Here is a 24,247-nt window from a genome sequence, read left to right on the forward strand (position 1 = left end):
AGCGGACCGGCCGTATGCGTTTTGTCAGCAATCTGCCCTGTGCGACGAAGCAAGAGGAACACGTCGTCGTGCCCATGTCCGACGGCACCCGCCTGTCGGCCCGCGTCTGGCGTCCGGTCTCCTCGGACGGGGAACCGGTGCCCGCGGTGCTGGAGTGCATTCCGTACCGCAAGCGCGACCTGACCGCCCGCCGCGACTCGATCCACCACCCCTATATCGCCGGTCACGGCTACGCGTGCGTACGGGTGGACCTGCGGGGCACCGGCGACTCCGAGGGCGTGCTGGCCGACGAGTACACCGAACGGGAACTGGCGGACGCCGAGGAGGTTCTCGGGTGGCTGGCGGAGCAGCCCTGGTGCGACGGCGACACCGGCATGATGGGCATCTCCTGGGGCGCGTTCGCGGCCCTCCAGACGGCCGCCCGCCGGCCGCCGAGCCTGCGCGCAATCGTCATCGCGTCGTTCACGGACGACCGTTACGCCGACGACATGCATTACATGGGCGGCACCATGCTGTCCGACAACCTCGCCGAGGCGGGCACCATGTTCGCCTACGCCACCTGCCCACCGGACCCCGCCGTGGTCGGCGAGCGCTGGCGCGAGATGTGGCACGAACGCATGGAGCACACCCGGCCCTGGGTGCTGGAGTGGCTGCGCCACCAGCGACGGGACGACTACTGGAGGCACGCCTCTGTCTGCGAGGACTACGCGGCGGTGCGCTGCCCCGTGCTGGCGTCGAGCGGCTGGGCCGACGGGTACTCCAACGCCGTGACACGGCTGCTGTCCCATCTGGACGTACCGCGCAAGGGCCTGATCGGTCCCTGGTCGCACAAGTTGCCCCACCTCGGCGAACCGGGCCCCGCCATCGGCTACCTCCAGGAAGTGGTGCGCTGGTGGGACCACTGGCTCAAGGGCGTGGACAACGGAGTCATGGACGGGCCCATGTTGCGGGCATGGATGCAGGACAGCGTGCCGCCGTCGACTTCATACGAAGAACGCCCCGGCCGGTGGGTCGGCGAGCCGGACTGGCCCTCGCCACACATCACACCGGTCACCCACCCGCTTCTGCCGCACCGCATCGGCCGGCCCGAGGAAGCGGCGGACGGTGAGTCCTGCGGCGACGAGGACGGCGACAGTACCGACCACGCCATGACCGTGCAGTCGCCGCTGTCCGTCGGCCAGTTCGCGGGCAAGTGGGCTTCGTACAACGCCCCGCCGGACCTGCCGTACGACCAGCGCGAGGAGGACGGTGGCTCGCTCGTCTTCGACACCGGACCGCTGAGCGATCCCGTCGAGATCCTCGGCTCTCCCACGGTCGAACTCGACGTGTCCGTCAGCGAACCGGTGGCCACCGTCGCCGCCCGCCTCTCCGACGTCGCACCCGACGGCCGGGCCACCCGTGTGACGTACGGCCTGCTCAACCTCGCCCACCGCGGCGGCACCGGCGAGCCGGAGCCCCTTGAGCCGGGGCGGCGCTACCGGGCCACCGTCGAACTCAACGGGGTGGCCCAGGTGTTCCCGCGCGGCCATCGCATCCGGCTCTCGCTGTCCACCTCCTACTGGCCGCTGGCCTGGCCGCCGCCGCGTCCCGCCCTGCTCAGCGTCCATCAGCGGACCAGCACCCTCACGCTGCCGGTGCGACCGGCCGGGGAACCGGACGAGGTGCCTCAGCGCCCCTTCGGGGAGCCCGAAGGCACCCAGCCCCTCGCGACCACCTCGCTGACCGCTCCGGAGCAGCGCTGGGAGGTCAGGCGCGACCTGATCGGTTACGACTGGGCGCTGGAGATCGTGAAGGACCGGGGCACCGTACGCATCGGTGACATCGGTCTCGATGTCGGATGCCGGGCCTACGAGCGCTACACCGCCACGGCCGACGACTTCACCTCCGTCGGGGGCGAATCGGCGTGGACCATGCGCTTCCGGCGGGACGACTGGGATGTGCGCGTGGAGACCCGCACGCGGCTGACGTGCAGCGAGACGGAGTTCTTCGTCGACGCGACCCTCGACGGCTATGAGGGAGAGCGCCGAGTGTTCTCCCGCACCTGGAACGAGACGCTGCCCAGGGACCACCTGTAGCGCGGGGTGGTGCGAACCAGCACGGGCCGCGCCGGGTGCCGGTGCGGCCCGGCTGTCCGCCCGTCGGTGCCGCCCCCGCGGCGGAGAGGATGGGAGAGTGGTGTCATGTGCGGCCGATATGCCTCCACCCGAGCACCGGAGGATCTCGCCGGCCTCTTCGAGGCCCGCTGGAATCCGGAGGAGACCCTCGCCCCGAGCTGGAACGTCGCCCCGACCGACCCGGTGTGGGCCGTCCTGGAACGCCCGGACCGTGGCAGTGGCGAGCTGCAGCGCCGGCTGCGCGCGGTGCGGTGGGGCCTGGTGCCGTCGTGGGCGAAGGACCCCTCAGTCGGTTCGCGGATGATCAACGCACGCGTCGAGACGGTCCACGAGAAGCCGGCCTACCGGCGGGCGTTCGCCACACGCCGGTGCCTGCTCCCGGCGGACGGCTTCTACGAGTGGCAACCCGTCCCCGCGACCGGCACGGCGAAGGCCTACAAGCAGCCGTACTTCATCCGCCCGCAGGACACGTCGGTGATGGCGATGGCCGGACTGTACGAGTTCTGGCGCGACCCGGCCGTCACCGACGAGGACGCGCCCGAGGCGTGGCTCACCACCTGCACGGTCATCACCACCGAAGCCACCGACGCGGCCGGTCGCATCCACCCCCGCATGCCCCTCGCCCTCGACCCCGGCGATTACGAGGCCTGGCTCGACCCCACCCACGAGGACGTGCACGCGCTCCGCGCGCTGCTCCACACTCCCGGGGGCGGCCGCCTCGACGTACGACCGGTGTCGACCGCGGTCAACAGCGTCCGCAACAACGGCCCCCACCTCCTCGACGCCCCCGCCTGACCTCCACGCCGGTCACCACCGCCGCATGCCGACCCCGTCGTGTCGGCACGCCCTATGCCGGTTCATCCACGACGGGCCGCGCTCGGAGTCGCGAGCCGAGCTGGACGACGGCCCGGGGCCGGCTGAGGAGGAAAGCGGCGCAGGCGGCGGTCAGGGTCACGGCTCCCGCGGCCAGGGCGGCCGTGGTGAGCCCGTCGATGAACGCGTGGTGGACGGCGCCGAGCAGCCGGACACGCACGGCGTCGGGGAGAGCGGCGAGTTGGTCCGCCTGCGGCGTGCGCTCCGTAATGCCCCGGAGAATCCCCGGAGGGAGGCTCTGTTCCTCGGCGAAGGTGTCCAGGCGGGCGGTGCAGACGGTGGCGAGGACCGAGCCTTGGACGGCGACCCCGAGGCAGGCGCCGACCTGGCGGGTGGCGTCGTTGATCGCGGACCCCAGACCCGCCCGCGCGGACGGGACGGCGTTCATGACCGCCTCCGTGCCGGCCGCCGCCACCATGCCGGCGCCGAGACCCGCGATGACCTGGAAGACGACCAACCGGAGGTAGCCGGAGGTGTCCTGGGTGCCGGCCAGTACGGCGAAGGCGACGGTGCTCAGGAGGAGTCCGGTGATGATGGGCGGCATCTCCCCGCCCCGGGCGAGCAGGGGCAGGGCGGCCGTCGCGCCCGCACCGAGAGCGGCCAGGAGCGGCAGGGTGTGCAGGCCGGCCTGCCAGGGTGTGTAGCCGAGGACGCCCTGCAGATAGAGGGTCATCATGAACAGGGCGCCGTAGATGCCGAAGGAGCTCATCGCCAGGGTGAGCGCGCCCGCGCCGATACGGCCCTCGCGCAGGATCCACAGCGGCAGCATCGGGGCCCTGCCGCGGCTCTGCTGAAGAAGGAAAGCGGTGAGGAGCAGAGCCGACAGAAGGTAGCCGGTCACCATGGGGGTGCTGGTCCAGCCGCGTCGGGGTGCCTCGATGATCGACCACACGAGGGTCAGCAGCGCCGCGGTGGACAGAAGAGCTCCCGTCAGGTCGACGCGTCCCGTGCGGGGCGCCTTCGATTCGGGTACCAGCCACAGGGCCAGCGTGATGGTGAGAGCGGCGACGGGAAGGTTCAACCAGAACCCGGCCCGCCAGGAGAACTGCTCGACCAGCCAGCCGCCGATCAGGGGCCCCGTCAGGCCACCCGCGCTGCCGATGACCGCCCAGATGGCGATGGCCCGCCGGCGCAGGGCCGGTTCGGGGAAGAGATTGGTGATCACGGACAGGGTGGCGGGCATGAGCAGCGCTGCTCCGGCGCCCATGGCGCCTCGTGCCGCGATGACCTGTACCGGGGTGGTGGCCAGGGCTCCCGCGACGCCGGCCGCCCCGCACAGGGCGAGACCGAGCATGAAGGCACGACGCCGGCCGATCCTGTCGGTGACGGCGCCCAGGGCAAGGACGGTGCCGCCCAGGACGAGGGCGTACCCGTCGACGATCCACTGCACCTGGGCCATGGACGGGGAGAGCCGGCGCTGGAGGTCGGGGATGGCCACATTGAGGATCGTCAGATCCAGCCCGAGCAGGAACAGTCCTGAGCACACCACGGCGGTGGCGGCATAACGTCGGTCGGGCAGGCGAGGGCTCATGGTCAGCTCGTCAAGGTCGGTGTGGCGGAGTGGGCGGCAGCCGCACGGTCGGGCCGCGCGGCACGGTGCACGGTCAGGCCGTGGTGAAGACCAGTACGGTGTTCTGTCCGCCGAAGCCGAACGAGTTGCTGATGGCGGCGTTCATCCGGTGCCGGCGGGGCACCTTGGTGACGACATCGAGGTCGATGTCCGGATCGAGACAGTCCAGGTTCGCCGTGGGAGGGATCTCCTGGTGGACGAGGCTGAGGACGGTCAGGGCCGCCTCGATGGCGCCGGCTCCGGCGATGCTGTGACCCGTGACGCTCTTGGGCGCTGTGACCGGTGGCGGCCTGTCGAAGACCGACCACAGCGCCCGTGCCTCCGCCAGGTCGTTGAGACGGGTCGAGGTGCCGTGGGCGTTGACGTGGTCGACGTCGGCCGGATGCAGGCCCGCGTCGGCGAGCGCGAGGCGGATGGCGCGCGCGGCCCCCGAACCGTCGGGGGTGGGAGCCGTGGGGTGGTGCGCTTCGCCGGCGACGGCGGCGCCGGCGAGGTAGGCGTGGATCGGGGCGCGACGAGCCCGTGCGTGCTCGGCCCGTTCCAGGACCAGGACCGCGGCGCCCTCGGCGAGGACGAACCCGTCCCGGTCACGGTCGAAGGGGCGACTGGCGGCGTCCGGCGCCGACGTGCGGCGCGACAGCGTCTGGAGCCGGTCGAAACACATCGCCGCCATCGGGCCGCAGGCCACGTCCGTGCCGCCGGCAAGAACGACGTCACACGTGCCGGAGCGCAGCAGGTGACGTGCCAGGCTCATGGCGGTGGCGCCCGAGGCGCAGGCCGTGCTCACCGTCAGTCCCGGACCCTGGATGTTCATGTCGAGGCTGATCTCGCCCGCGGCCATGTTGGGGCTGCTGCGCGGAATGGTGCTCGGGGCGATCCTGCTGCCGCGGCCGTCGAGGAACTTCTTCCAGGTGTTTCCGGCGGTCTCCTCGCTCTGCCCGCTGGCTCCGATGATGACACCGACGCGTACGGGGTCCCAGTCGGCCGGATCGAGCCGCGCATGGCCGACCGCCTCGCGGGCGGCCGCCAGCGCGAGCTGGATGAAGCGGTCCATGCGCCACACCAGCTTGCGGCCGAGCCTCTGCTCGGCATCGAAACCGTCGGCCCGGCAGCAGAACGTCACGGGCAAGCCGGCCAGTTCGGGCTGCTGAGCGGCGGTTCCGGTACCCAGGCGCATCCGCTCCCACGTCCCGGCGACGTCGCTGCCGGCCGAGGTGATCATCCCCACGCCGGTGACGGCCACCGCGTCCCGGCTCATGCCACCGGCCCGCCGGCCGCGGTGGTGTGCGCCGGCTGGATGTCTTCCAGCAGCGTGGCGACCTCCGCGAGGGTGGACTGCTTCTGAATGCCGCTCAGGTCTTCCGGCAGGGTGATGTGGTGGTCGTCCTCCAGGATGGTCAGCATCTCCATCAGCGCGAGCGAGTCCACCTCCAGTGCCTCCAGCCGGGACTGACCGGTGATGGAGCTTTCATCCACCCCGAAGTGGTCGGTCAGGGTACGGATCAGCAGATCGAGCATTGCGGACAAGGCGAATACCTTTCTCGTCGAGTGGTCCCGCGGGGTGTGTTCATCCGGACGCTTGGGTTTCCACGACCAGGCAGGTGGCGGTCAGGCCGACGCCGACCGACACCAGCACCGACACCGGTGCGGTCCTGTCGGCGCCGCGGGCGCACAGCCAGGCCAGATCGGCAAGGAGATCGCCCGGCCCCAGGTGCGCGGAGTGCTGTCCGCTGGTGCTCACCTTCGCTCGCAGCGCTTGGGGAAGGGCCGACAGCAGCCGGCGCGCCAGCATCGGACCGAGCCGCGGCAGCATCACCAGGCCGATCGACGGGTCGTCGACCGACAGCCCGGCATCCAGCAGAGCGTGGTGAACGGCTGTCTTCACCGCCCGCAGCACCGCCATGCCGTGCTCGAGATGGCCTCGCACCGTGTCGTCGACGACCATGCGCGTACCGCGCCGCTGCTCGGGCGCGCCGGATGGGCCCGGGGACTGGCGTACGAAGGGGACGCCCGCCGTCGCAGCGGAACGGATGGACAGCGGACCGCGCCCACCCCGGCGCAGCAGTACCGCGGCGGCACCGTCCTCGAGTTCGACACCCTGGACCGAACCGTGACCCCAGTGGTCCGGGGACAGGTCGGCGAAGCTGTCGGCGGCGACCACCAGCGCGGCTTCCATGCCTGGTTCGCACAACAGGCTCATCACCGCATGGGTGACGCCGGCTGCTCCGCCGTTGGACATCTGCTGCATACCCAGCACCGTGGCTGCCCGCGCCCCACAGGACTCGGCGAGATGGAAGGGAGCCAGGCGCCAGTCGTCACCGTTGTCGAAACCCAGGGCCAGACACAGCAGATCCAGTTGCTGTGCCGCCTGCCCGGTCTGCCGCAGCAGTCGGCACGTCACCTCGCACGCCAGCTCCGGACCGGTGCGCATGGTCGCCGTGACGCCGCTCATGCCGGGGCGCGAGTGAGCGGACGGAACCGGTACGTGCGGTGAGGAATGGCGGATCCCCGGCAGCAACTGAGCGGCACCGGCCACGCTGACGCGGTTGTCCACCCTCACACCGAACCCACCTTCGCCGTGGCGCGGCAGGTGACCGGCAGGCTCTCCAGAGAGGCGACCGCGCCCTCCTGGGCCCGCAGCGCCTCGACGGGCACCGCGAGGGCGAGGTCGGGCATGAGGGTGAAGATCTGGAGGAGCGCGCTGCGTACCTCCCGGCGGGCCAGCGCCGCTCCCGGGCAGAAGTGGGCGCCGAAGCCGAAGGACAGATGGGCGGCGGGAGCCGGACGGTCCAGCCGCACGCTCAGCGGATCGGGCCACCGTTCGGGGTCGAGGTTGGCGTGCAGGAAGGAGACCACGACCGCCTCGCCCCGCCCGATGTCGGCATCGGGGAGCCGAAGCGGCTCCCGCGCCACCCGCAGGGTCGAGTACGGGAACGGGGGCGCGAGCCGGAAGAGCTCTTCCAGTACGCGGTCGCGGACAGCCTGTTCCCCGCGGCACAGCAGCTCACGAACCGCCGGGCGTTGCATCAGCAGCAGCGAGGCGGCCGGAATGACCGTGACCAGGGACTCCACCGTTCCGAACACCATCAGCTCGACGGCCGCCAGCGTTTGCGGCCCGCTCAGCCGGCCCGCCTCGTACGCCTCCATCAGCACACCCGCGACACCGTCGCTGCGCCGCCGCCGGGCATGCGCGACCATGCGTACGGCGATGCCGTCCAGCGCACGCTGCGCCGACGGACTCGGTCGCACGCTCCACCCGCCGCCCACCACCGCGGCCACGGCGTCACGGGCCAGATCGTCCGGCACTCCGAGCACCGCGGCCACCGTCGCCTCCGCCAGGGGCACGGCGACATCGGTCACGAGGTCGAAGGCGCCCTGCGCGGCAGCCCGCCGCACCAGCGCCGCACACGCCTCGTCGACCACATCGGCGACGGCCCCCACCGACGCGCCCCTGAGTCGCTCGCCCAGCGCGCCGCGCAGTTCCCGGTGGGCGGGCCCGCTCGCGGCGAGCAGCTGTGGCGTATCAGCCAGCAGGACACCGGTGTTCGTGAGAGCCCTGGCGTCGATCGGTGCGCCGTTCCATGACAGGCCGCCGGCGCTCACGTCCTTGGCGAAACGGGTGTCCGCCAGTACGGCCCTGGCGTCGCGGTCGGTGAGCACGGCCCATGCCGGAAGCTCGCCGAAGACCCGGACGGCAGCAGTCCGCACCGACGGCCTGGTGAAGCGTGTCGCGAAGCGTGGATCCCACACCGCCGGACACGAGAGACGGGGTGGGAGCGTTCGTGCGGGCATGAGAACGCCTCACCAATCTCGACAGATGCAAGGGCTCATTCCGAGCATCGTGCCAAGGCGGGCATACAGGACAAGCGAGACACGCTTCTGGTGGGGTTACTTCAGATCATGCGACCGGATCCACGCGCACCTGAAAAAGGGCCTGATCCTCGGCGAGGACCAGGCCCTGTCTTCGTGCCGCTACAGCAGGATTCCCAGCAGGGATTCAATGGCGTGGAGGAGGTGGGAGAGGAGGCCACCGTGTCCCGGGTTCAATACCATGGCGTTTCTCGATTCTGCGGAAGAGGATGAAATCCAGCAATTCCCGTAGGAGCGGTTTCGTAACGAGACCGACCGGGTGTTTGCCGGAGATCCGAAGAGACACGACATCGGCAGGCCCGCCGCGCCGTGGGGGACAGGATCAGCCCGCGCAGCCGGGGACACTTCCGGCCGGGCGGCAGTTGCCGCCGGTGTTCCCGGTGACGCTGGTCTGGACGAGGCTGACCGTGGACCCGGGGTGCTCCCAGATGCCGCCGCCCTGTCCACCGTCGGCCGTACTGGCGGTGTTCCCGACGACCCGGCTGGCGGTCAAGGTGGCCACGCCGTCGTTGAAGTTGCCCAGGCCGCCGCCGCGGTGGACCGCGCTGTTGCCCTGCAGAGTGGTGGAGCTCAGTCGCAGAGTGCCGGTGTTGAGAATGCCGCCGCCGTCGAACACGGTCGCCCTGTTCCCGCTGACATTCGCGGAGTTCAGGGTGGCGCGGCCGTCAGAGGCGTTGTACAGGCCGCCTCCGCCGTCGGTTGCTTGGTTGTTGGTGAGGGAGCCGCCCTGGACGGTGAGATTGCCGTGGTTCTCGATACCGCCCCCGTCGCCTCCGACCACTCCGTTGCGTACGTTGATCTGGTTCAGGGTGAGGGATCCGCCGGAATCGACGGAGAAGATGCGGAAGGTGCTCGCGGTGGTGGAGCGCTGGATGGTTGTGCCCAAGCCGTTGATGCTGACGTTGCCGGTGATCCGGGGCAGGCCGGCGGACGTGTTGTCGGCCTGCGTCAACGTATAGGTGCAGAACGGAGCCAGGAAGACGGGTGCGCCCGTGGTGTTCGCCTGCTGGATCGCCGCCCGCAAGGCCGTCGTGTTCCCACAGGGAACGAGGATCTGGGCGTGCGCCCGCGTGGCCGGAATCACGGCCAGGCACAGGCCGAGGCCCGCGGCGGCAACGAGGGTCTTCGGTCGTGGCATCACTGTCGCTGTCATGGCGCCCAGCAAAAGCGGCGGCCGCTACCCCCACCACACGGACTGCGCCGCCCGGGTCTGGAATCCACCCACCCGGACGCGCCCTGGGGGCCGACTGGGCCCGCCGGCCCGTCAGGGAGGTGTCGCCTCCAGCCCCTTGGGGGCGCGCTCTTCCGAACTCACGCTCGTGGCAGCTAGTTTGGAGGGGTCTCTTTCCGTCGGTGTCCAGCTGTAGGGGCAACGCCCATCGATGGGGGAGGGCCGCCACCTCGAGGCGGACCCCGACCGGAAGGAGGAGATATGGCCGACAAGCCGTCGTCCATGCGGGCAAGGTTGAGGCGTGAACTCGCGATACGGGTCGCCGCCGGTCTGGGCGTACGCGCCCTGTGGGCGGTGATCGTAGAGCTCTTGCGTCACGACATGTGAGGAGCGCCATAGGCCGGTCCTGAGGGTGGCGCGGGCACGCCGGGGGTCGCCCCCATGCTTCCCGTCGTGCCGCGCTGCCCTTCCCGGCATCGCTGGGACCGGGCTGGTGGCACGGCTCGTCACACGGCCCGGGGGGCTCGCCACTCCCGACTGCTTCGACATCGCCGAGGTCGCCGTCCCCGACCCGGCGCCGGGCCAGGTGCTGGTCCGTACCTCGAAACCCGCGAGCGCGTACGCGCGTGATCGCTTGCCGGTCCGTACTCCGGCTCCGGAGGCCCACCTCCCGGCCTCCCTGCATCAGTTCACAAGCTGGTCAGGATCTGAGGGGCGAGGGTCTTGACCATGGTGTTGGTCCAGCGCATCTGCCGCAGCGTCTGCGGGTGGCACGAGGAAGCCAGCTCGAGCAGCGTGTCGTCCTTCGTGGCCTGAGCGGCTTGGGCCAGCATCTCCCAGTACAACGAATTCTCCGACGCGCTCACATGCAGATCGCGCAGATCGCGCAGGAGAAGCAGCCCCGGCTCGGGTCGGCGCCCCACCGCCTCGGCCATCTTCCGCCGCACCGTCGCCAGAAAGCCGGAGGAGGTCTCGTCCGGGGGATCTCCCAGGTTCAGGCTGTAGTCCGCGGCTGTCCGGGCCAGTCGCCGGACGTGCTCGCGCGACCAGGCTGCGAGGTCCGTCGCGACGTGGTGGATCTCGTGCTCGGTGCGGTGCCGGTCCGCCACGGCCACGAGTTCCCCGGCCAAGTGCCGCTCGCCGTGATGGACAGCGCGCAGGACGAGCCTGATGCCGTTCACGTGCCGTCTCCTTCGCGCGTGCTCCGTGGGGCGCTTGCCGACTGCGATACGTAGGCCGGAGGACCGCCCACGGTCGGGGGCAGGTGGGCGCCCCGAGAGGGGGCGGACGCGGTGGTGGTGGGTGCCGGAGCGGTCTTGCCGTCACCGCGCTCGACGAGACGCACGGCGGCTGCCGCTGTCTTGAACAGCGGCTGCTTGGAGACGGGATCCCAGTCGGTGACGGTCGCCTCGTTCGCGGCCCGCCCCTCCGTGGTGCCGCCCGGGCCGTGTCCGGCGGGCGTGTCCCAGTACCCGTAGTGAAAGGGCACGAACAGCAGACCCGGGCGGATGTCCGTGACCCGCAGACGCCCCCGCAGGGCACCGCGCGGGGTGGTGACCTCGACCAGGTCTCCTTCGCCGAGGCCGAGCACGTCGGCGTCCGGGGATGACATCTCCACCCACACATCCGGTGCGGCGGCGTTGAGTTGCGGCGCGCCCGGTCTTGGTGCGGGTGTGGAAGTGATAGATCGTCCGACCCGTGGTCAGCTGGAAGGGGTGGTCGTCGGTCGGTTCCTCGTGTGGCGGGATGTACGCGGCGGCCTTGATCATCGCCTTGCCCTCCGGGTTGAGCGAGCGGTACTCGACCACGCCGTTCGCCGCTCCGGTGACGAGGTCCTTGCCGTAGCTCTCACAGACGTCAGGGTGGGCCCAGGCGGCGCCTTCGGTGCACAGACGCTCCGTCCCCCCGGGTGCGGCCTCGTTGCAGGGCCACTGGATGCCGCTCGCGCCGCGCAGCTTGGCGTAGGTGATCCCGGTGTAGTCGCAGGGGCGGCCGGCGCTGCACCGCTTCCACGCCTCGAACGCCGACTCGGGGTCGTGCCAGGTGATGAGCGGGCCGCCGTCCTTGTTCCTGAAGTCCATCCTCGCGGCGTAGTCCAGGAAGATGTCCAGGTCCGGTTTGGCCGCGCCCGGCGGCTCGACGGCCTTGTCGGACAGATGCACCGTGCGGTCGGCGTTCGTGAAGGTGCCGGTCTTCTCGCCCCACGTCGCCGCCGGCAGCACCACGTCGGCCAGCTGCGCCGTTTCGGTCAGGAACAGGTCCTGGACCACGACGAACAGCCGCTCCTGGGACAGGATCGAGCGGATACGGGACAGCTCGGGCAGGGAGACGGCCGGATTGGTGCCGCTGATCCACAGCAGGCGGAGGGAGCCCTGTTCGGCGTACCGGAACATCTGCATGGCGTGCGTCGGCGGGGCGTAGTGCGGGATCGCCCGCGGCTCGACGTTCCACACCTTCGCCAGGTCGGCGACGTGCTCGTCGTTCGCCCAGTTGCGAAAGCCGGGCAGGTCCCCGTTGGCACCGCACTCGCGAGTGTTCTGCGCGGTGGGCTGGCCGTTCATCTGCAGCACCCCCGCCCCAGGCCGGCCGAGCATCCCGCGGATCAGGTGCAGATTGTTGATCTGCACGGCGGCGGCGGTGGCCTGATGGGACTGGTAGACGCCCTGGAGCACCGTGGACAACAGCCGGTCCGCCGCGCCGAGGAGCTCCGCCGCCTCCGAGATCCGGTCGGCCGGGACGTCACAGATTCCGGAGGCCCACCGAGGGGTGCAGTCCTTGACGCCCGCCGCCAGTTCGTCGAAGCCGACGGTGTGGGCGGCGATGTAGTCGTGGTCGACCCGGTCGGTGCGGATGATCTCGTGCAAGAGCGCGTTGAGCAGCGCCACATTGGTTCCGAGGCGCGGCGCCAGATGGACAGCGGCCCGGCGCGCCACCGGAGTGGGGCGCGGGTCCACACACACCAGCCGGGGCGGGGCACTGCCTTCCAAACGGTCGAGGACGCGCATCCACTGGACCGGCTGCGTCTCGGCGATGTTGTGGCCGAACAGCGCGATCACGTCCGAGTGATCGATGTCGTCGTAACTGCCGGGCTGCCCGTCGCAGCCGAAGGACTCCTTCAGCGCTTCCGCGGCGGTGGAGGTACACAGTCGTGTGTTGCCGTCCAGATGGTTGGTGCCGATTCCCGCCCTGGCCAGGACCGCGAGCGTGTAGTACTCCTCCAGGAACAGCTGACCGGTGGTGTAGAAGCCGACCGCACCCGGACCCCGCGCATCCAGCAGAGCTCTGGAACGGGAAACGACCCGTTCCATCGCGGTGTCCCAATCGGTCTCCACCAGACGCCCGCCCTCTCGGACCAGGGGACGGGTCAGGCGGTCCGGTGAGGCGTTGGCCTGCCAGCCGAAAAGGTCCTTCGGTCCCAGCCGCCCGTGGTTGACACGGTCCTCCGGGCGTCCTCGTACGCCGACGATCCGGCCGTCCCGGACGGCGATGTCCATCGCGTCTCCGTCGGAGTGCAGGATCGACGCCGACTGCACCCATTGCCGCACCGCGTCCGGTTCGACGCCCTCTGCCAAGTGGGTGTCCACACGCGCCGGCCAGGACTCATGGCGTCCGTACGGGGTACGGCCGCCCCACGGCTCAGCGATCCGGTCCACCGAAGCGTCCACGCCTACCTCCCAGCGACCCCGGGCGAAACCTCGCGCGCCGACGTCATCGGTACCCTCGGCCTTCGCCGTCCAACGTCACCTCTGCCGCCGTACGAGGGTCGGATCGGGGACCTGAGGCGCGGACATCGGCAGTCAGGAAGCGGGCACGCCGCCACACCGTCGAGACCCACCGCCGTGATCGACTCCTGGCCCACCGAGGCGGGGGTGTCCGGTGCCGGGGTCCAGGCCGGCCAGGTAGGCGTCGCCCGATGTACCCTTTCGGCGCTCGAAGCAAAGGCGATATTTCACCCCTTGCGCACGAGCTGCCCGGAGGAATCGATTTTGTGCTTCAGGAGCTCCTCGACGAGTGCGTCCACGTCCGGCTGCGACAGCAGATCCGACGGCAAGTCGACATCGTGGTGGACGTGTTGCCCTTCCAGAGCCACGATGGTCTGGTAGAAGTCTGCCCGGCTCTCTCGCTCTGACCTGCTGGTAAGCGAGCCACCGATGACGTTTCCGGCCTCATCGGTGACCAGGGTGATTTTGTTCATCACGCCTCCGTTCAATCATGAAATGCATGACTTCGGTAGGTCACTCCGAAGTTGTTGTTGTTCGTGACCGTGTTGTGGTAGCCGCACGGACTGGTCAGACTGCCGATCGCAGTGAAGTCCACATGCCCAAGCGAAGCGTTTAGTGCCACATTCTTCGTTCTGGGCGCGGCACCGAGGACAATCGGACCCTTGTAGGCATTACCCCCGAAGGTCCAAAAAAAGCCCAGTGTAGTGTTCTTGGCGATAAAGTGGTCTGCCGGGTCGTAGCTAACGGCCATTACAGGTCTCCCTATCTTTCCGGCCCAGGCTCTTTCGGCATTGGAACCAGCATTCGGCCTTGCCGACAGCGCCGCGAACTACCGTGCCAGGGGAATATTCCAGAGTCGCCCGCCGCAGGCACTCGCATCCCCTACGAATGACCCGTTCGTCGTACGCCACTCAGCCTGCTGGCTCATCGCGCTCCGGCACGTGTGGAACCGTCCGCGCGGTTTCGACAGCTCTGCGTCGTCGCTGCTGCCGGCAGAGGGTGATCCAAGGCGCCGGATCGGGGTAGCAGACGGTCAAGCGACAGCGGCACGAGTGCGGAGGTGTGCGGAAGTGGGCGTTCCACCGGAACGGACGGGAGTCGAGGAGCGTGTCGACGACTGGCAGCGTTTGCTGGACCGGCTCGAGGCCGGGGCGTACGTGGTGGACGCCGACGGCTCCATCGTCGCCGTGAACACCGAGTTGGAAGCGCTGCTGGGACGCCGTGCCGACACCCTGCTGGGTCAGGACGCGCATGATCTGCTTCACCGGGACGCTCATGGGCACGCCATGCCCAGAAGCCAGTGCCCGATGATGGAGGCTTTCGTGGCCGGACGGGCCAGGCAGGAGGAGTCGGGGTACTTCGAACGCGGCGACGGGACCTCGGCGCTCCTGTCGTGGCTCGTGTCCCCGCTTCGCCTCACGGCCGACGAGTTGGGCGCGCTCGTCGTGTTCCACGCACATGAGCCTTCCGGCGTCCGGGGGCAGGGGGCACCTGTCCGGACGGGGCCGCTGCCGGAGCTGGAGCGACTGGCGCTGCTGGCCGAGACCACCACTCAGCTCACCTCCACCCTCGACATCGACGACGCGCTCGAGCGACTGGTGCGGCTCGTTGTTCCCCAACTGGCGGATTGGGCCGTGATCGACCTCATCACGGAGAACGACGAAGTGTGGCGCGCAGTGGTCGCGTACGAGGACGGCGGCAGGCCGTCACGCCTGACAGACCTGCAAGGAGCCATGCCACCGGTGCCGCAGTCCTCGCCGCTGCCGCTTTCCAGGGCGTTGCGCGGCGCCGGCTCCACGCTTGCCACACCCAGGACGTACCAAGGGCCTCCCGATTCCGGAATCGCCGTCGAACAGCGGAGATTGTTCGAGACCACCGGTATGCGGTCGGCGGTCATCGCGCCCATCCACGGACTGCGCGAAGTCCTCGGAGCTCTGACGCTCGGCAGATCCAAGCAGCCCGACGACTTCACCGCGTTCGACATTCCGCTGGTCGAGGACATCGCCCGCCGCGCCGGCCTGGCACTCGACAACGCACGCCTCTACCAACGCCAGCGCAAGGTGGCCGAGACGATGCAGCGCCACCTGCTGCCCCAGATGCCTCACGTCCCGGGCCTGGAGATGGCCGCCCGCTATCTGCCCGCGCCGCACGCCTCCCAGGTCGGCGGCGACTGGTACGACGCCTTCCATCTCCCGGACCAGGCCCTGGCCCTCGTCATCGGCGACGTCGTCGGGCACGACCTGGACGCCGCAGCCGACATGGCCCAGCTCCGCAATATCCTGCGTGCCTACGCCTGGTCCCGCCAAGATCCCCCCAGCGTCATCGTCAGCCATGTCGACCAGGCCCTTCCCCACATCACGGAAGTGGACATGGCCACCATGATCCTCGGCAGACTGGCGACCGACGCCGACGGCCGGTGGCAGCTCCAGTGGACGAACGCCGGCCATCCGCCGCCCCTGCTCGTCACGCACGACGGGCGGACCGAGTACCTCACCGACGGACACGGCATCCTCCTCGGCGCCAACGCCGCCGGTGTCACACGCACCAACGGAACGGTCCACCTGCCGCCGCTGTCCACACTGGTGCTCTACACCGACGGCCTGGTGGAATCCCCCGGCCACCCCATCGACGACGGCCTCGAGCGACTACGCCGGCACGCCGCGTCCCTGGCGCACCGGCCACTGGAAGCCTTCAGTGACCTTCTGATGGAGAGGACCCGTCCCCGCGACAACGACGACGACATCGCCATACTCGCCCTGCGAGTGCCTCCGGGAGAGGGTCCTCGTACCTGACCGGGCGCCGGACGACAGAGGGCGCTTCCCGTCGCGTTCTCGAACGCCTGAAGCCCGGGCCGGCGGCGACCGCCGAAAGCCCGGGCCTCGCGTGGGCCCGTGAGAGGGCCCGGGCCGGCGGCGACCGCCGAAAGCCCGGGCCTCGCGTGGGCCCGTGAGAGGGCCGGTCCGCCGGCGGGTCTACTTGCCGACTTCCTTGCTGACCGCTGCGGGGGAGTCGTACTGCTTCTCCGGGAGCGACTTGAGCGCTTCCTTGATCTCGCGGCCGGCGCCGTTGTTCTCCGCCTGCTTCAGGATGTCCTTCTTGGAGGCGGGGTAGTCCACGCCGCTGAGCGACTTCTGCATTTCGATGGGGTTCACATTCATGGGCCGAATATGCCTCCGCCGGCTGTGACTGAATACGCTCCCACCGTTGCTTCACCACGATGGCGCACAAAGCCGCAGCCGCTATGACGCTTCGTACGCCACCGCGTGTTGGACAGACGCGGTGGCATACGTCACGTCCCCGGCAGGCGGGGCCGTGGCATACCCCACGACAGCGCCGTGCCGCGCCGCCTCCTCGCCTGGGATGGGCCCACGTTACGGAGGAAGGCCACCGTGTGTCGTTGCGACAAGCGGTCGTGTCATCCGATCGCCTCACCATCGGCAGTCAACGCACCCGGAGACAGCCATGGGCAGAGCGCCCGGCACCAACCGACATACATGCTGATAGCGGACATTCCTCGTGGTCCGCCTAAACTGCGCGCACCATACACAGAGCGGTCAGCCGACCCTTACGGAAGTGGGATTCAGTCCATGGCGTCCGACACCCCCAGGACAGTCCTGATCACCGGCACCTCCTCCGGCATCGGCCTGGCGGCAGCCGTGGCCGCCGCCCGCGCCGGCTGGACGGTCATGTCCACCATGCGTGACCTGGGCAGGTCCGAGACCCTCGTGAGAGCCGCCGAGGCCGCCGGTGTCACCGGACAGCTGCGGCTCAAGCAGTTGGACGTGATCGACCCCGCCTCCGTCGCCGCCTGCTTCGAGGACATCGTCGCCGAGTTCGGCGGGCTGCAGGCGGTCGTCAACAACGCCGGCGCCGGTCACGTCGGCACGATCGAGCTCGAGACCATCGAGGACGTTCGCGACACGATGGAGGTCAACTTCTTCGGCGTGGTCGCCGTGACCAAGGCCGCGATGCCGCACCTGAGGGCCTCGGGTGGCCGCGTCATCACCGTGTCGAGTGTGGGCGGTGTGATCGGACAGCCCTTCAACGAGGCATACTGCGCAGCCAAGTTCGCCGTCGAGGGCTTCATGGAATCTCTGGCCCCGCTGGCCGGGTCGGTCGGAGTGGACGTCGTGGTGGTCGAGCCGGGCGCCGTGGGAAGCGAGTTCGTGGCGAATGTGGGTATCGACATTCCCTCCTACCTGGCAGCCGCCGGCCCGTACGCGCCTGCCCTCACCAACTACCTCGCCCATGTGAGGGAAAGCTTCTCGACGCCGCAGACCATCGAGGACGCGGCCGCGCACATCATCGACGCCCTCAACGCCGAGCGCCCGGCGTTCCGCGTCCAGACCTCGGACTGGGCGCGGGACTTCGTCGCCACCAAGCTCGCGGACCTCGACGGCTCCGCGACGACCTCGAAGACGGCCGGTTGGGTCTCCACCGGCTGACCCTCCCGCCCCGTGGGCGGCTCGGTGCGGGTGATCCGACGGAGTAACGGCGATGAAGGTGGCACGATGACGCTTGCCTCAGCTGGGGCGCAGCACCGGCCGGTACGGCACGCGGGCTGGCTGGAGCTCTTCTTCGACCTGGTGTTCGTGGCGGTGGCGGCCCAGCTGGCCCACACCCTGCACGGGAATCCCGGCGCGGCGGACTTCGGCCGCTTCCTGGCGCTGTACTTCCCGGCCTGGTGGGTCTGGATCAACATCACATTCTTCGCCAACCTGTTCGAGGGTGACAGTCCGCGCAGACGGCTGCTGATGCTGGTGGCGATGCTCTGCCTCGCGTTGATGAGCGCGGCCGTCCCGGACGCGTTCGGCGACCGCGCGCCCGCCTACGCCCTGGGGTACGCGGGCACCCGCGTCGTGTTGTGGACGCTGTGGTGGCCGGCGACCAGGCTGTCGGGCCCCGTGAGTCTGCCGCGCTGGCGGCCGGTCGCCTACTGCCTGGGCAGCGGCGCGCTGTGGGCGGTGTCCGCCGTGGTGCCCGCGCCGGGGCGGTACGTCCTGTGGGCGGTGTCGCTGGCCTTCGAGATCGTGCTCCTGCTCAGCTACACCTGGCCAGAAGGTCCCGGTCGGCTGCACGCCGGCCACCTCGTCGAACGTGTCGGCCTCTTCGTGATCATCGTGCTCGGCGAATCAGTGGTCAGCCTGATCACCGCCGTCGACCACGCATGGACGGCCGCGTCAGGAACCGTCGCCGTGGTGGGATTCGTCCTGCTCACCTCGCTGTGGTGGTCGTACTTCGACTTCGCCTCCTCCAGCGCCGAGCGCGTCCTCGACTCCGCCCAGCGCAAGGACGCGTACCTCCTGGCCCGCGACACGGCCGGGTTCCTGCACTTCTTCGTCACGGCCGGGATCATCGCCATGGCCGCGGGGCTCGCCACCGCGGTGGACGAGGCGAGTCATCCCCATCTCGCCCTCGGCGCCGTGGTGGCCGTCGCGGGAGGCCAGGCGCTCTACCACACGGCACATGCCGCCATCGCCCTGCGCTACGGACGCCGCCTGCCCGGCATCGCGGTCTGGGCCGTGCCGGGCATCTGCATCCCGCTGCTCGTCATCGTGTTCAGCGACAGTCTTCCCCCGCTGCTCGCCATCGCCGCCCTGGCGGCCGAATCCCTCGGACACCTCCTCTGGGCCCGACTGGCCGTGCTTTCGGGTCGGGTCACACCCCTGCGCTGACGGTACGACCGGTTGCCCCGCAGGGCGGAGTACTCGGCGTGGGCCAACGTTCGTGCGGCGGTGTCGCCGTGGAGGGCGAGGGTCCGGACGGCGGCCGAGATGTTGCCGCGCCCGCGTCTCGGGGAGACGCTGAACGGGATGACCACGATCTCCGTCAAGAGCGCGTCTCTGCGGGACGGGCCGACCCTTCCTTACGCCGAGGCCGGCTATTCCGGTGGCACGCCCGTCGTCTTCATTCACGGCATCGCCGACTCATGGTGGTCCTTCGAGCCGATGTTGAGGCGGCTGCCGATGGCCCTGCACGGGTACGCGCTCACCCAGCGCGGGCACGGCGACGCCGACCGTCCGGACGAGGGCTATCGGCCGGACGACTTCGCCGCTGACATCGTGGGCTTCCTCGACGCCGTCGGGATCGAGCGCGCTGTCCTCGTCGGCGCCTCCAGCGGCGGTGTGGCCGCCCGGATGGTCGCCGGCAGCCACCCCGACCGCATCTCGGGCCTGGTCCTGATCGGCGTACCCGCCACGCTCGCGGACAAGCCGGTGATCGCCGACGCCTGGGAGGAGATCCAGGGGCTCTCCGATCCCGTCCCGCGCGAGTACGTCGACGGCCTCATGAGCACGATGACGGCCCGGCCCATCGCCCCGGGGCTCATCGAGACCATGACCGAGGAGAACCTCAAGGTTCCCGCCCGTGTCTGGCAGGAGACCATGCGCGGCCTGATGGAGGCCGATCTTCCCGCCACCCTCGCCGGGATCCTGGTGCCGACCCTCGTCATCTGGGGCGACCAGGACGGCTTCCTTCCGCGCGCCGACCAGGAGGTCACACTCGATGCCATCCATGGGTCACGGATCCTGGTGTACGAAGGCGTCGGACACGTCGTGCACTGGGAGCAGCCTGATCGCGTCGTCGCCGACATCGCGGCGTTCGTGGCCGACGCGCTTGGGTGAAGAGGGAGGCCGGCGCGGAATCCCGCGGTGACTGTCCCGCGACGGGTGCCGCCGACCCTGACCGTGCCGGGACCGCCCGGCTACGGAAAGGTTGCCGGTCTGCTGTCCGCAAGGACGCTCCGCGCGTAGGCCACGTAGCGGTCGAAGAGCTCGCACTGAGTCGCCCGGGCGATGTCGACCACAGGTGAGTCGGCTCGCCTCACCCCGGCCAGGTACGGGGACGTCCGGCACCGCCCAGCCGTGGAATCAGGGTCGGAGCGGGCCGCCCCTGCGCATGGATCGTCAGGCCCCGGCCGCCACCGGAAGCGAACAGCCTCTCGTCGAGGAGTTGCGCGGCAGGCCGGTGACCGCACGAGGGCGGCAGTACGCGTGGTTCGTTCCGGCCGGCGATTACCCCAGCCGCCGCGTCCAAGAGCCGCTGTGTTTAGGGGATCTCGCACGGTGTTAACCCTCATATGCCCGCAGTCGACGGTGAAGTGGGAGCCTCAACATGTTCCTCACCCAGCTCGCACTCGTGTCCGAAACGCAGAGCAATCCGATCACCCCTTCCGAACTGAATCGAGTCGCTGCCGCACTCCAGAAGCAGGCCACCCGCGACTTCGGTCCGCTGTGGCAGGTCGAGGCGACCGTCGACGCATTCGACCGTCTTGAGGATGTTCCGGTCGGCTATTGGCCGCTCATCGTCGTGGACGACGTCCAGGACGCCGCCGGATACCACCACGACAAGAACGGACAGCCGTTCTCGCTGATCGAGTTCAGCGACAGCTGGTCACTGACCGCGAGCCACGAGATGCTCGAGATGCTGGCCGATCCATGGGGGAACCGGCTGATCCCGGGAAAGTCCCCGCATCCGAACCAGGGCCTGGTCGAGTTCCTGGTCGAGGTCGCGGACCCGTCCGAAGCCGCTGAATTCGGCTACATGGTCAATGGGCTGCTCGTCTCGGACTTCTTCACACCTCGCTTCTACGATCCGGTTGCCTCCGACGGCGTCCGCTACAGCTTCGGCGGCCACATCAAGGAGCCCCGCCAGATCCTGCGTGGGGGATACATCAGCTGGCGGAATCCCCTGACGGACGAGTGGTGGCAGCAGCATTGGTTCGAGGGCAACAAGCCGAAATTCGAGAAACTGGGACGGCTGGCCAGTGGCACGAACATCCGCGCGGCCGTCGACGCCAAGACCAAGACGGTCAGCCGTATCGCCCGCAGCGGCCCGGAAACCGAGCGATTCGAGGCGGCCAGGGAACTCATGGCGGCAGCTCGTGAGTCAACGGGCGCCCGCGCCGAAGCATGGCGCGGACAGATCGACGAATTGCGCCGTGCGAACCCCGACGCGCAGGCGTGGGCAGACGGCGACAATGGCTGAGGGTGACTGAGCACGACTGAGGACATGGTGAGCGAGTGACTGCGAGCGGCCCCTGGCGGGTCGGTCGAGGAGGCCCTTATGAGCGAGGATTCCGCGAACAGGAAGGCCCGCGCAGAGCAACTGCGCGCAGCGATCGACGAACTCAGGCGCCGCTCCCGGCAACCGGCTCCGAAGGGCGAGGGTTCGGACGAGGCCCCGCGGGCTGGCGAGAGCCTACGGGAGGCGGTCCATCGCCGCATGCGTGAACTCGACGAAACCGACAAGGGCCGCGAGGGCGACGACCCGGGTGCGGCACCCAGAGGTACTCACCACCAGAAGTAGGGGGCGGCGAGCCACCCTTCAGCCGGTGAACATCGCTCTGGGGCCATGGAGTTAGGATCGTCAGGAGCCCTTATGCTTCCGCAGGCATCAAAGATCATCCAGTGCGGAAACCAACGGGGACATGAACAAATACACGGTAATGGCCACGAGCCTCGTCCTGTCGCTCGGACTCGTGGCGGGCTGCGGCTCCTCCGAGCCGGAGAAAACCAACGCGCAGGAAGAGAAGGGCGGTTCGGCCGCCCCCAAGAATGCCGCGAAGGCGACAGGGCCGGTCTACGCCGGGCCCGCGATACCCGGCCTCGGCGCGAAGCCGGTGTGGAGCCTGCCGCCTGCCGGTGCCATCGACCTCGGCGACACCCTCCTCTTCGTGAAGGACGCGAAGGGCACGTACGCCCAAGCGGGAATGTACGAGAAGGAGCCGGTCGACGGCACGACCGGCACACTCCACTCCAGTGACACACCGGAGCCCCTCACGCTCGAGTTCCGCGACCTGAAGACCGGTGCCGTACGCAAGACCCTGAAAGTGACGGCCGACCATGTCGCCGCCACCACCTGGCACAACGGCGTCCCGGCGCTGGAGCTGCGCGCGAGCAGTACGACGGCATCCGACGGCCTGAGCGCCGAGAAGACCACCGTCACGGTCACCGTCTACGGCGCCGACGGCGCGGAACTCGGGAGAACCCAGCACTCCGGCGACGGCACGTTCCACGTCCACGAGGGCCATCTGATCGAGCAGGCCGGTGACGCGAGCTTGCTGCTCACACCGATCGACGGCGGAAAGGCCCGCAAGGTCACCTGCACCGGCACCATGGCGAACTGCTCCTACGACCCGCGCAACCATGAGATCGACGGCGGTCAGGCGCACGCCCCGCTGATCACCGGCGGGTACGCCTTCCACGTGGAGAACGCGTCGAACTACGAGAGCGAACCAGAGCAGCTCGTCATGTCCGACCTCGCGACCGGCAAGAAGGTCTGGAGCACGGCGGACGTCACCCCGCCGCAGGGCGTGGACCACAACGACGACAAGGAGCGGACTTCCGGAGCCCTGCGCGTGCTGGACGTCCGTGACGGGCGGGTCCTCACCGCCTGGGGTGCGGGCGCTTTCTCGCCGGACACCTGGATCACGGCGACCTACGACCTCACCACGGGCAAGCAGATCGGCGGTTCCACGAAGTACTCCTACGCCGACAGCCCCAACGACACGATCAACACCGAGGGTTCGTCCGTCGTCTCCCCGGACCGCGAGCTCGCCGCTGCCGCCACGAAGAGCGGCGCGGCCGTGTGGCAGCTCGCCGACGGCAAGGAGGTCTGGGCACAGAAGGGGAACGAGAAGCCGCTGACCCCCCTGCGTCTCTCCTCGAACGGTGTGCTCTACGGCACCGTCGAGGGTCAGGGCGAGACAGTGCTCGCCGTCGACGCCCGGACGAAGAAGGTGCTCGCCAAGAGCCTTCCCGCGGGGAGCGTTCCGCTGTTCTCGAAGGCCGCGGACTACGGCTGGATCAGCATGGACGGGTTCTTCGTCTTCCAGGTGGAGGGCTAGGAAGCCGGGTTCGCCGGTCAGCACGGGCACGGCGTGGGGGAGTCCAGGAAATGACGAGGGCTGCTGCCGCGGAGGTGCCCGGGCCGGCCGGCCCTCAACCCCGGTGCTGTACGGGGACGGTGGGCGAGGCCGGGCGAAAAAGCCGGCGCACGCCTCTTGACCGCGGATACTTACCGGTCAGTATGCTCGCGCCACCCCTCAACGACCCAGGTGTCCCTCCTTCCTGCGGCTGCGGTGAACCGGCTCCTCCGCCCGGCCCCGCACGCCGCAGCCACGGCTCCCGCAACCCGGGAAACGCCCTCGCGCAGTCCTCGTCAGACGCGCCGTCGAGCGCCCCTCCCAACCGCACCCCGTGAGGCCCTTCGTGAAGAGATCCCTCGTGTCCGCGGCTGTCGCCGCGGCCGGTGCCCTTCTCGCCGTGCAGGCGTCAGGTCCCGCCCAGGCTTCCAGCAGCTCCACCTTCCGCTCCACCAGCAACCCCATCCTTTTCGTGCATGGCTACAGCGGTGACGGCAGCAACTGGAACACCATGAAGAACCGTTTCGTGACCGACGGCTGGCCATCCTCCTACGTGGACCAGTGGACTTACGACTGGCGTCAGTCGAACGCCACGACCGCCCAGCAGCTGTCCTCCGAGGTCGACCGGCTGCTCGCGGCGACCGGCGCCACCAAGGTCGACATCGTCAGCCACTCCATGGGCGGCCTCTCCTCGCGCCACTACCTCAAGAACCTCGGGGGGACCTCCAAGGTCGATGCCTGGGTGTCACTGGGAGGGCCGAACCACGGGACCGACAGCGCCAACGGCTGCTTCGACACGTCCTGCACCGAGATGCGCGTCGGCTCGAGCTTCCTCGCCGCCCTCAACTCCGGCGACGAGACACCGGGCTCGGCCCGGTACGCGACCTGGCGGTCGCCCTGCGACACCGTGATCAACCCCGACAGCTCCGTCCCCCTGTCCGGCGCGACCAACACCCAGACTGCCTGCCTCGGCCACACGGACCTGCTCACCGACGCGACGGTCTACGAACAGACCCGGGACATGGTCAACCGATAGCCCGCCCCTGGAAGCCGGCGGGGGCC

21 protein-coding genes and 1 pseudogene are annotated in these 24,247 nt (G+C 69.6%); 11 read left to right on the plus strand and 11 right to left on the minus strand.

Translation table 11 applies throughout. The features are described 5' to 3' along the window. Window positions 1-14: 14 nt before the first annotated feature. Both ACZ7J0_RS25535 and ACZ7J0_RS25540 read left to right on the plus strand, forming a co-directional pair. The gene (locus ACZ7J0_RS25535) at window positions 15-2,075 is read left to right on the plus strand and encodes a CocE/NonD family hydrolase (RefSeq protein ID WP_470891036.1); all 2,061 of its coding nucleotides are present in this window, start codon (window positions 15-17) and stop codon (window positions 2,073-2,075) included. A gap of 105 nt (window positions 2,076-2,180) precedes the next feature. Further along, window positions 2,181-2,909: an SOS response-associated peptidase gene (locus tag ACZ7J0_RS25540; protein ID WP_470891038.1), complete on the plus strand. Its 729-nt coding sequence runs from the start codon at window positions 2,181-2,183 to the stop codon at window positions 2,907-2,909. A 52-nt stretch (window positions 2,910-2,961) separates the two neighbouring features. On the opposite strand, the gene ACZ7J0_RS25545 is transcribed toward ACZ7J0_RS25540, so the two are convergent. The 6 genes from ACZ7J0_RS25545 to ACZ7J0_RS25570 all read right to left on the minus strand — a co-directional run bounded on the left by ACZ7J0_RS25545 (window position 2,962) and on the right by ACZ7J0_RS25570 (window position 9,580). Next, the gene (locus ACZ7J0_RS25545) at window positions 2,962-4,518 is read right to left on the minus strand and encodes an MFS transporter (RefSeq protein ID WP_470891040.1); all 1,557 of its coding nucleotides are present in this window, start codon (window positions 4,516-4,518) and stop codon (window positions 2,962-2,964) included. A 73-nt stretch (window positions 4,519-4,591) separates the two neighbouring features. Beyond that, on the minus strand, window positions 4,592-5,815 hold the full coding sequence (locus tag ACZ7J0_RS25550) for a beta-ketoacyl-[acyl-carrier-protein] synthase family protein (protein ID WP_470891042.1): 1,224 nt from the start codon (window positions 5,813-5,815) through the stop codon (window positions 4,592-4,594). Next, window positions 5,812-6,075 (minus strand): acyl carrier protein, encoded by a 264-nt coding sequence (locus ACZ7J0_RS25555; RefSeq protein ID WP_470891044.1) that lies wholly within the window; start codon window positions 6,073-6,075, stop codon window positions 5,812-5,814. Before ACZ7J0_RS25555 ends, ACZ7J0_RS25550 begins: the two co-directional genes overlap by 4 nt. 49 nt (window positions 6,076-6,124) lie before the next feature. Next, complete coding sequence (locus ACZ7J0_RS25560; protein WP_470891046.1) at window positions 6,125-7,009, minus strand: beta-ketoacyl-[acyl-carrier-protein] synthase family protein; 885 nt, start codon at window positions 7,007-7,009, stop codon at window positions 6,125-6,127. 104 nt (window positions 7,010-7,113) lie between these two features. Continuing rightward, entirely contained in the window at window positions 7,114-8,265 is a 1,152-nt protein-coding gene (locus ACZ7J0_RS25565) for a cytochrome P450 (protein WP_470891048.1), read from the minus strand. A 484-nt stretch (window positions 8,266-8,749) separates the two neighbouring features. Continuing rightward, window positions 8,750-9,580, minus strand: a complete 831-nt coding sequence (locus tag ACZ7J0_RS25570) for a hypothetical protein (protein WP_470891050.1) — start codon at window positions 9,578-9,580, stop codon at window positions 8,750-8,752. A 279-nt stretch (window positions 9,581-9,859) separates the two neighbouring features. On the opposite strand from ACZ7J0_RS25570, the gene ACZ7J0_RS25575 reads away from it, so the two are divergent. After that, the gene (locus tag ACZ7J0_RS25575) at window positions 9,860-9,985 is read left to right on the plus strand and encodes a hypothetical protein (RefSeq protein WP_470891052.1); all 126 of its coding nucleotides are present in this window, start codon (window positions 9,860-9,862) and stop codon (window positions 9,983-9,985) included. Window positions 9,986-10,287: 302 nt separating this feature from the next. Here ACZ7J0_RS25575 and ACZ7J0_RS25580 read toward each other — a convergent pair whose 3' ends face one another. From ACZ7J0_RS25580 to ACZ7J0_RS25595, 4 genes and pseudogenes are all read right to left on the minus strand, one after another. After that, the gene (locus ACZ7J0_RS25580; RefSeq protein WP_470891053.1) at window positions 10,288-10,779 is read right to left on the minus strand and encodes a hypothetical protein; all 492 of its coding nucleotides are present in this window, start codon (window positions 10,777-10,779) and stop codon (window positions 10,288-10,290) included. Continuing rightward, a pseudogene (locus ACZ7J0_RS25585) lies at window positions 10,776-13,263 on the minus strand (molybdopterin oxidoreductase family protein). Before ACZ7J0_RS25585 ends, ACZ7J0_RS25580 begins: the two are co-directional and overlap by 4 nt. 284 nt (window positions 13,264-13,547) lie before the next feature. Beyond that, window positions 13,548-13,793, minus strand: a complete 246-nt coding sequence (locus ACZ7J0_RS25590) for a hypothetical protein (protein ID WP_470891055.1) — start codon at window positions 13,791-13,793, stop codon at window positions 13,548-13,550. A gap of 11 nt (window positions 13,794-13,804) precedes the next feature. Beyond that, window positions 13,805-14,071: a hypothetical protein gene (locus ACZ7J0_RS25595; RefSeq protein WP_470891057.1), complete on the minus strand. Its 267-nt coding sequence runs from the start codon at window positions 14,069-14,071 to the stop codon at window positions 13,805-13,807. A 319-nt stretch (window positions 14,072-14,390) separates the two neighbouring features. Between ACZ7J0_RS25595 and ACZ7J0_RS25600 the strand changes: the two genes are divergently transcribed. Next, complete coding sequence (locus ACZ7J0_RS25600) at window positions 14,391-16,112, plus strand: PP2C family protein-serine/threonine phosphatase (protein ID WP_470891059.1); 1,722 nt, start codon at window positions 14,391-14,393, stop codon at window positions 16,110-16,112. A gap of 180 nt (window positions 16,113-16,292) precedes the next feature. Here ACZ7J0_RS25600 and ACZ7J0_RS25605 read toward each other — a convergent pair whose 3' ends face one another. Next, window positions 16,293-16,478, minus strand: a complete 186-nt coding sequence (locus ACZ7J0_RS25605; RefSeq protein WP_470891061.1) for a DUF2795 domain-containing protein — start codon at window positions 16,476-16,478, stop codon at window positions 16,293-16,295. A 429-nt stretch (window positions 16,479-16,907) separates the two neighbouring features. Between ACZ7J0_RS25605 and ACZ7J0_RS25610 the strand changes: the two genes are divergently transcribed. From ACZ7J0_RS25610 to ACZ7J0_RS25640, 7 genes are all read left to right on the plus strand, one after another. Further along, window positions 16,908-17,765 carry an SDR family NAD(P)-dependent oxidoreductase gene (locus tag ACZ7J0_RS25610; protein WP_470891063.1) on the plus strand — a complete coding sequence of 286 codons (858 nt, stop codon included), beginning with the start codon at window positions 16,908-16,910 and terminating at the stop codon, window positions 17,763-17,765. A 66-nt stretch (window positions 17,766-17,831) separates the two neighbouring features. After that, the gene (locus ACZ7J0_RS25615) at window positions 17,832-18,995 is read left to right on the plus strand and encodes a low temperature requirement protein A (protein ID WP_470891065.1); all 1,164 of its coding nucleotides are present in this window, start codon (window positions 17,832-17,834) and stop codon (window positions 18,993-18,995) included. Window positions 18,996-19,133: 138 nt separating this feature from the next. Beyond that, entirely contained in the window at window positions 19,134-19,943 is an 810-nt protein-coding gene (locus tag ACZ7J0_RS25620; protein ID WP_470891067.1) for an alpha/beta fold hydrolase, read from the plus strand. A gap of 490 nt (window positions 19,944-20,433) precedes the next feature. Continuing rightward, window positions 20,434-21,306: a hypothetical protein gene (locus tag ACZ7J0_RS25625; RefSeq protein ID WP_470891069.1), complete on the plus strand. Its 873-nt coding sequence runs from the start codon at window positions 20,434-20,436 to the stop codon at window positions 21,304-21,306. Between the two features lie 78 nt (window positions 21,307-21,384). Beyond that, entirely contained in the window at window positions 21,385-21,627 is a 243-nt protein-coding gene (locus ACZ7J0_RS25630) for a hypothetical protein (RefSeq protein WP_470891071.1), read from the plus strand. A gap of 121 nt (window positions 21,628-21,748) precedes the next feature. Next, the gene (locus ACZ7J0_RS25635; protein WP_470891073.1) at window positions 21,749-23,167 is read left to right on the plus strand and encodes a hypothetical protein; all 1,419 of its coding nucleotides are present in this window, start codon (window positions 21,749-21,751) and stop codon (window positions 23,165-23,167) included. Window positions 23,168-23,519: 352 nt separating this feature from the next. Then, complete coding sequence (locus tag ACZ7J0_RS25640; RefSeq protein WP_470891075.1) at window positions 23,520-24,221, plus strand: esterase/lipase family protein; 702 nt, start codon at window positions 23,520-23,522, stop codon at window positions 24,219-24,221. Window positions 24,222-24,247 lie beyond the last annotated feature (26 nt).

Source organism: Streptomyces sp. NPDC038280 (genome assembly GCF_055600045.1).

Coding starts and splice junctions, on each gene's coding strand:
- ACZ7J0_RS25545 (WP_470891040.1), bottom strand. CDS start 4,518: ATGAGCCCTCGCCTGCCCGACCGACGTTATGCCGCCACCGCCGTGGTG.
- ACZ7J0_RS25575 (WP_470891052.1), top strand. CDS start 9,860: ATGGCCGACAAGCCGTCGTCCATGCGGGCAAGGTTGAGGCGTGAACTC.
- ACZ7J0_RS25620 (WP_470891067.1), top strand. CDS start 19,134: ATGACCACGATCTCCGTCAAGAGCGCGTCTCTGCGGGACGGGCCGACC.
- ACZ7J0_RS25615 (WP_470891065.1), top strand. CDS start 17,832: ATGACGCTTGCCTCAGCTGGGGCGCAGCACCGGCCGGTACGGCACGCG.
- ACZ7J0_RS25540 (WP_470891038.1), top strand. CDS start 2,181: ATGTGCGGCCGATATGCCTCCACCCGAGCACCGGAGGATCTCGCCGGC.
- ACZ7J0_RS25555 (WP_470891044.1), bottom strand. CDS start 6,075: ATGCTCGATCTGCTGATCCGTACCCTGACCGACCACTTCGGGGTGGAT.
- ACZ7J0_RS25550 (WP_470891042.1), bottom strand. CDS start 5,815: ATGAGCCGGGACGCGGTGGCCGTCACCGGCGTGGGGATGATCACCTCG.
- ACZ7J0_RS25635 (WP_470891073.1), top strand. CDS start 21,749: ATGAACAAATACACGGTAATGGCCACGAGCCTCGTCCTGTCGCTCGGA.
- ACZ7J0_RS25610 (WP_470891063.1), top strand. CDS start 16,908: ATGGCGTCCGACACCCCCAGGACAGTCCTGATCACCGGCACCTCCTCC.
- ACZ7J0_RS25570 (WP_470891050.1), bottom strand. CDS start 9,580: ATGACAGCGACAGTGATGCCACGACCGAAGACCCTCGTTGCCGCCGCG.
- ACZ7J0_RS25630 (WP_470891071.1), top strand. CDS start 21,385: ATGAGCGAGGATTCCGCGAACAGGAAGGCCCGCGCAGAGCAACTGCGC.
- ACZ7J0_RS25595 (WP_470891057.1), bottom strand. CDS start 14,071: ATGGCCGTTAGCTACGACCCGGCAGACCACTTTATCGCCAAGAACACT.
- ACZ7J0_RS25625 (WP_470891069.1), top strand. CDS start 20,434: ATGTTCCTCACCCAGCTCGCACTCGTGTCCGAAACGCAGAGCAATCCG.
- ACZ7J0_RS25560 (WP_470891046.1), bottom strand. CDS start 7,009: ATGAGCGGCGTCACGGCGACCATGCGCACCGGTCCGGAGCTGGCGTGC.
- ACZ7J0_RS25535 (WP_470891036.1), top strand. CDS start 15: ATGCGTTTTGTCAGCAATCTGCCCTGTGCGACGAAGCAAGAGGAACAC.
- ACZ7J0_RS25605 (WP_470891061.1), bottom strand. CDS start 16,478: ATGAATGTGAACCCCATCGAAATGCAGAAGTCGCTCAGCGGCGTGGAC.
- ACZ7J0_RS25590 (WP_470891055.1), bottom strand. CDS start 13,793: ATGAACAAAATCACCCTGGTCACCGATGAGGCCGGAAACGTCATCGGT.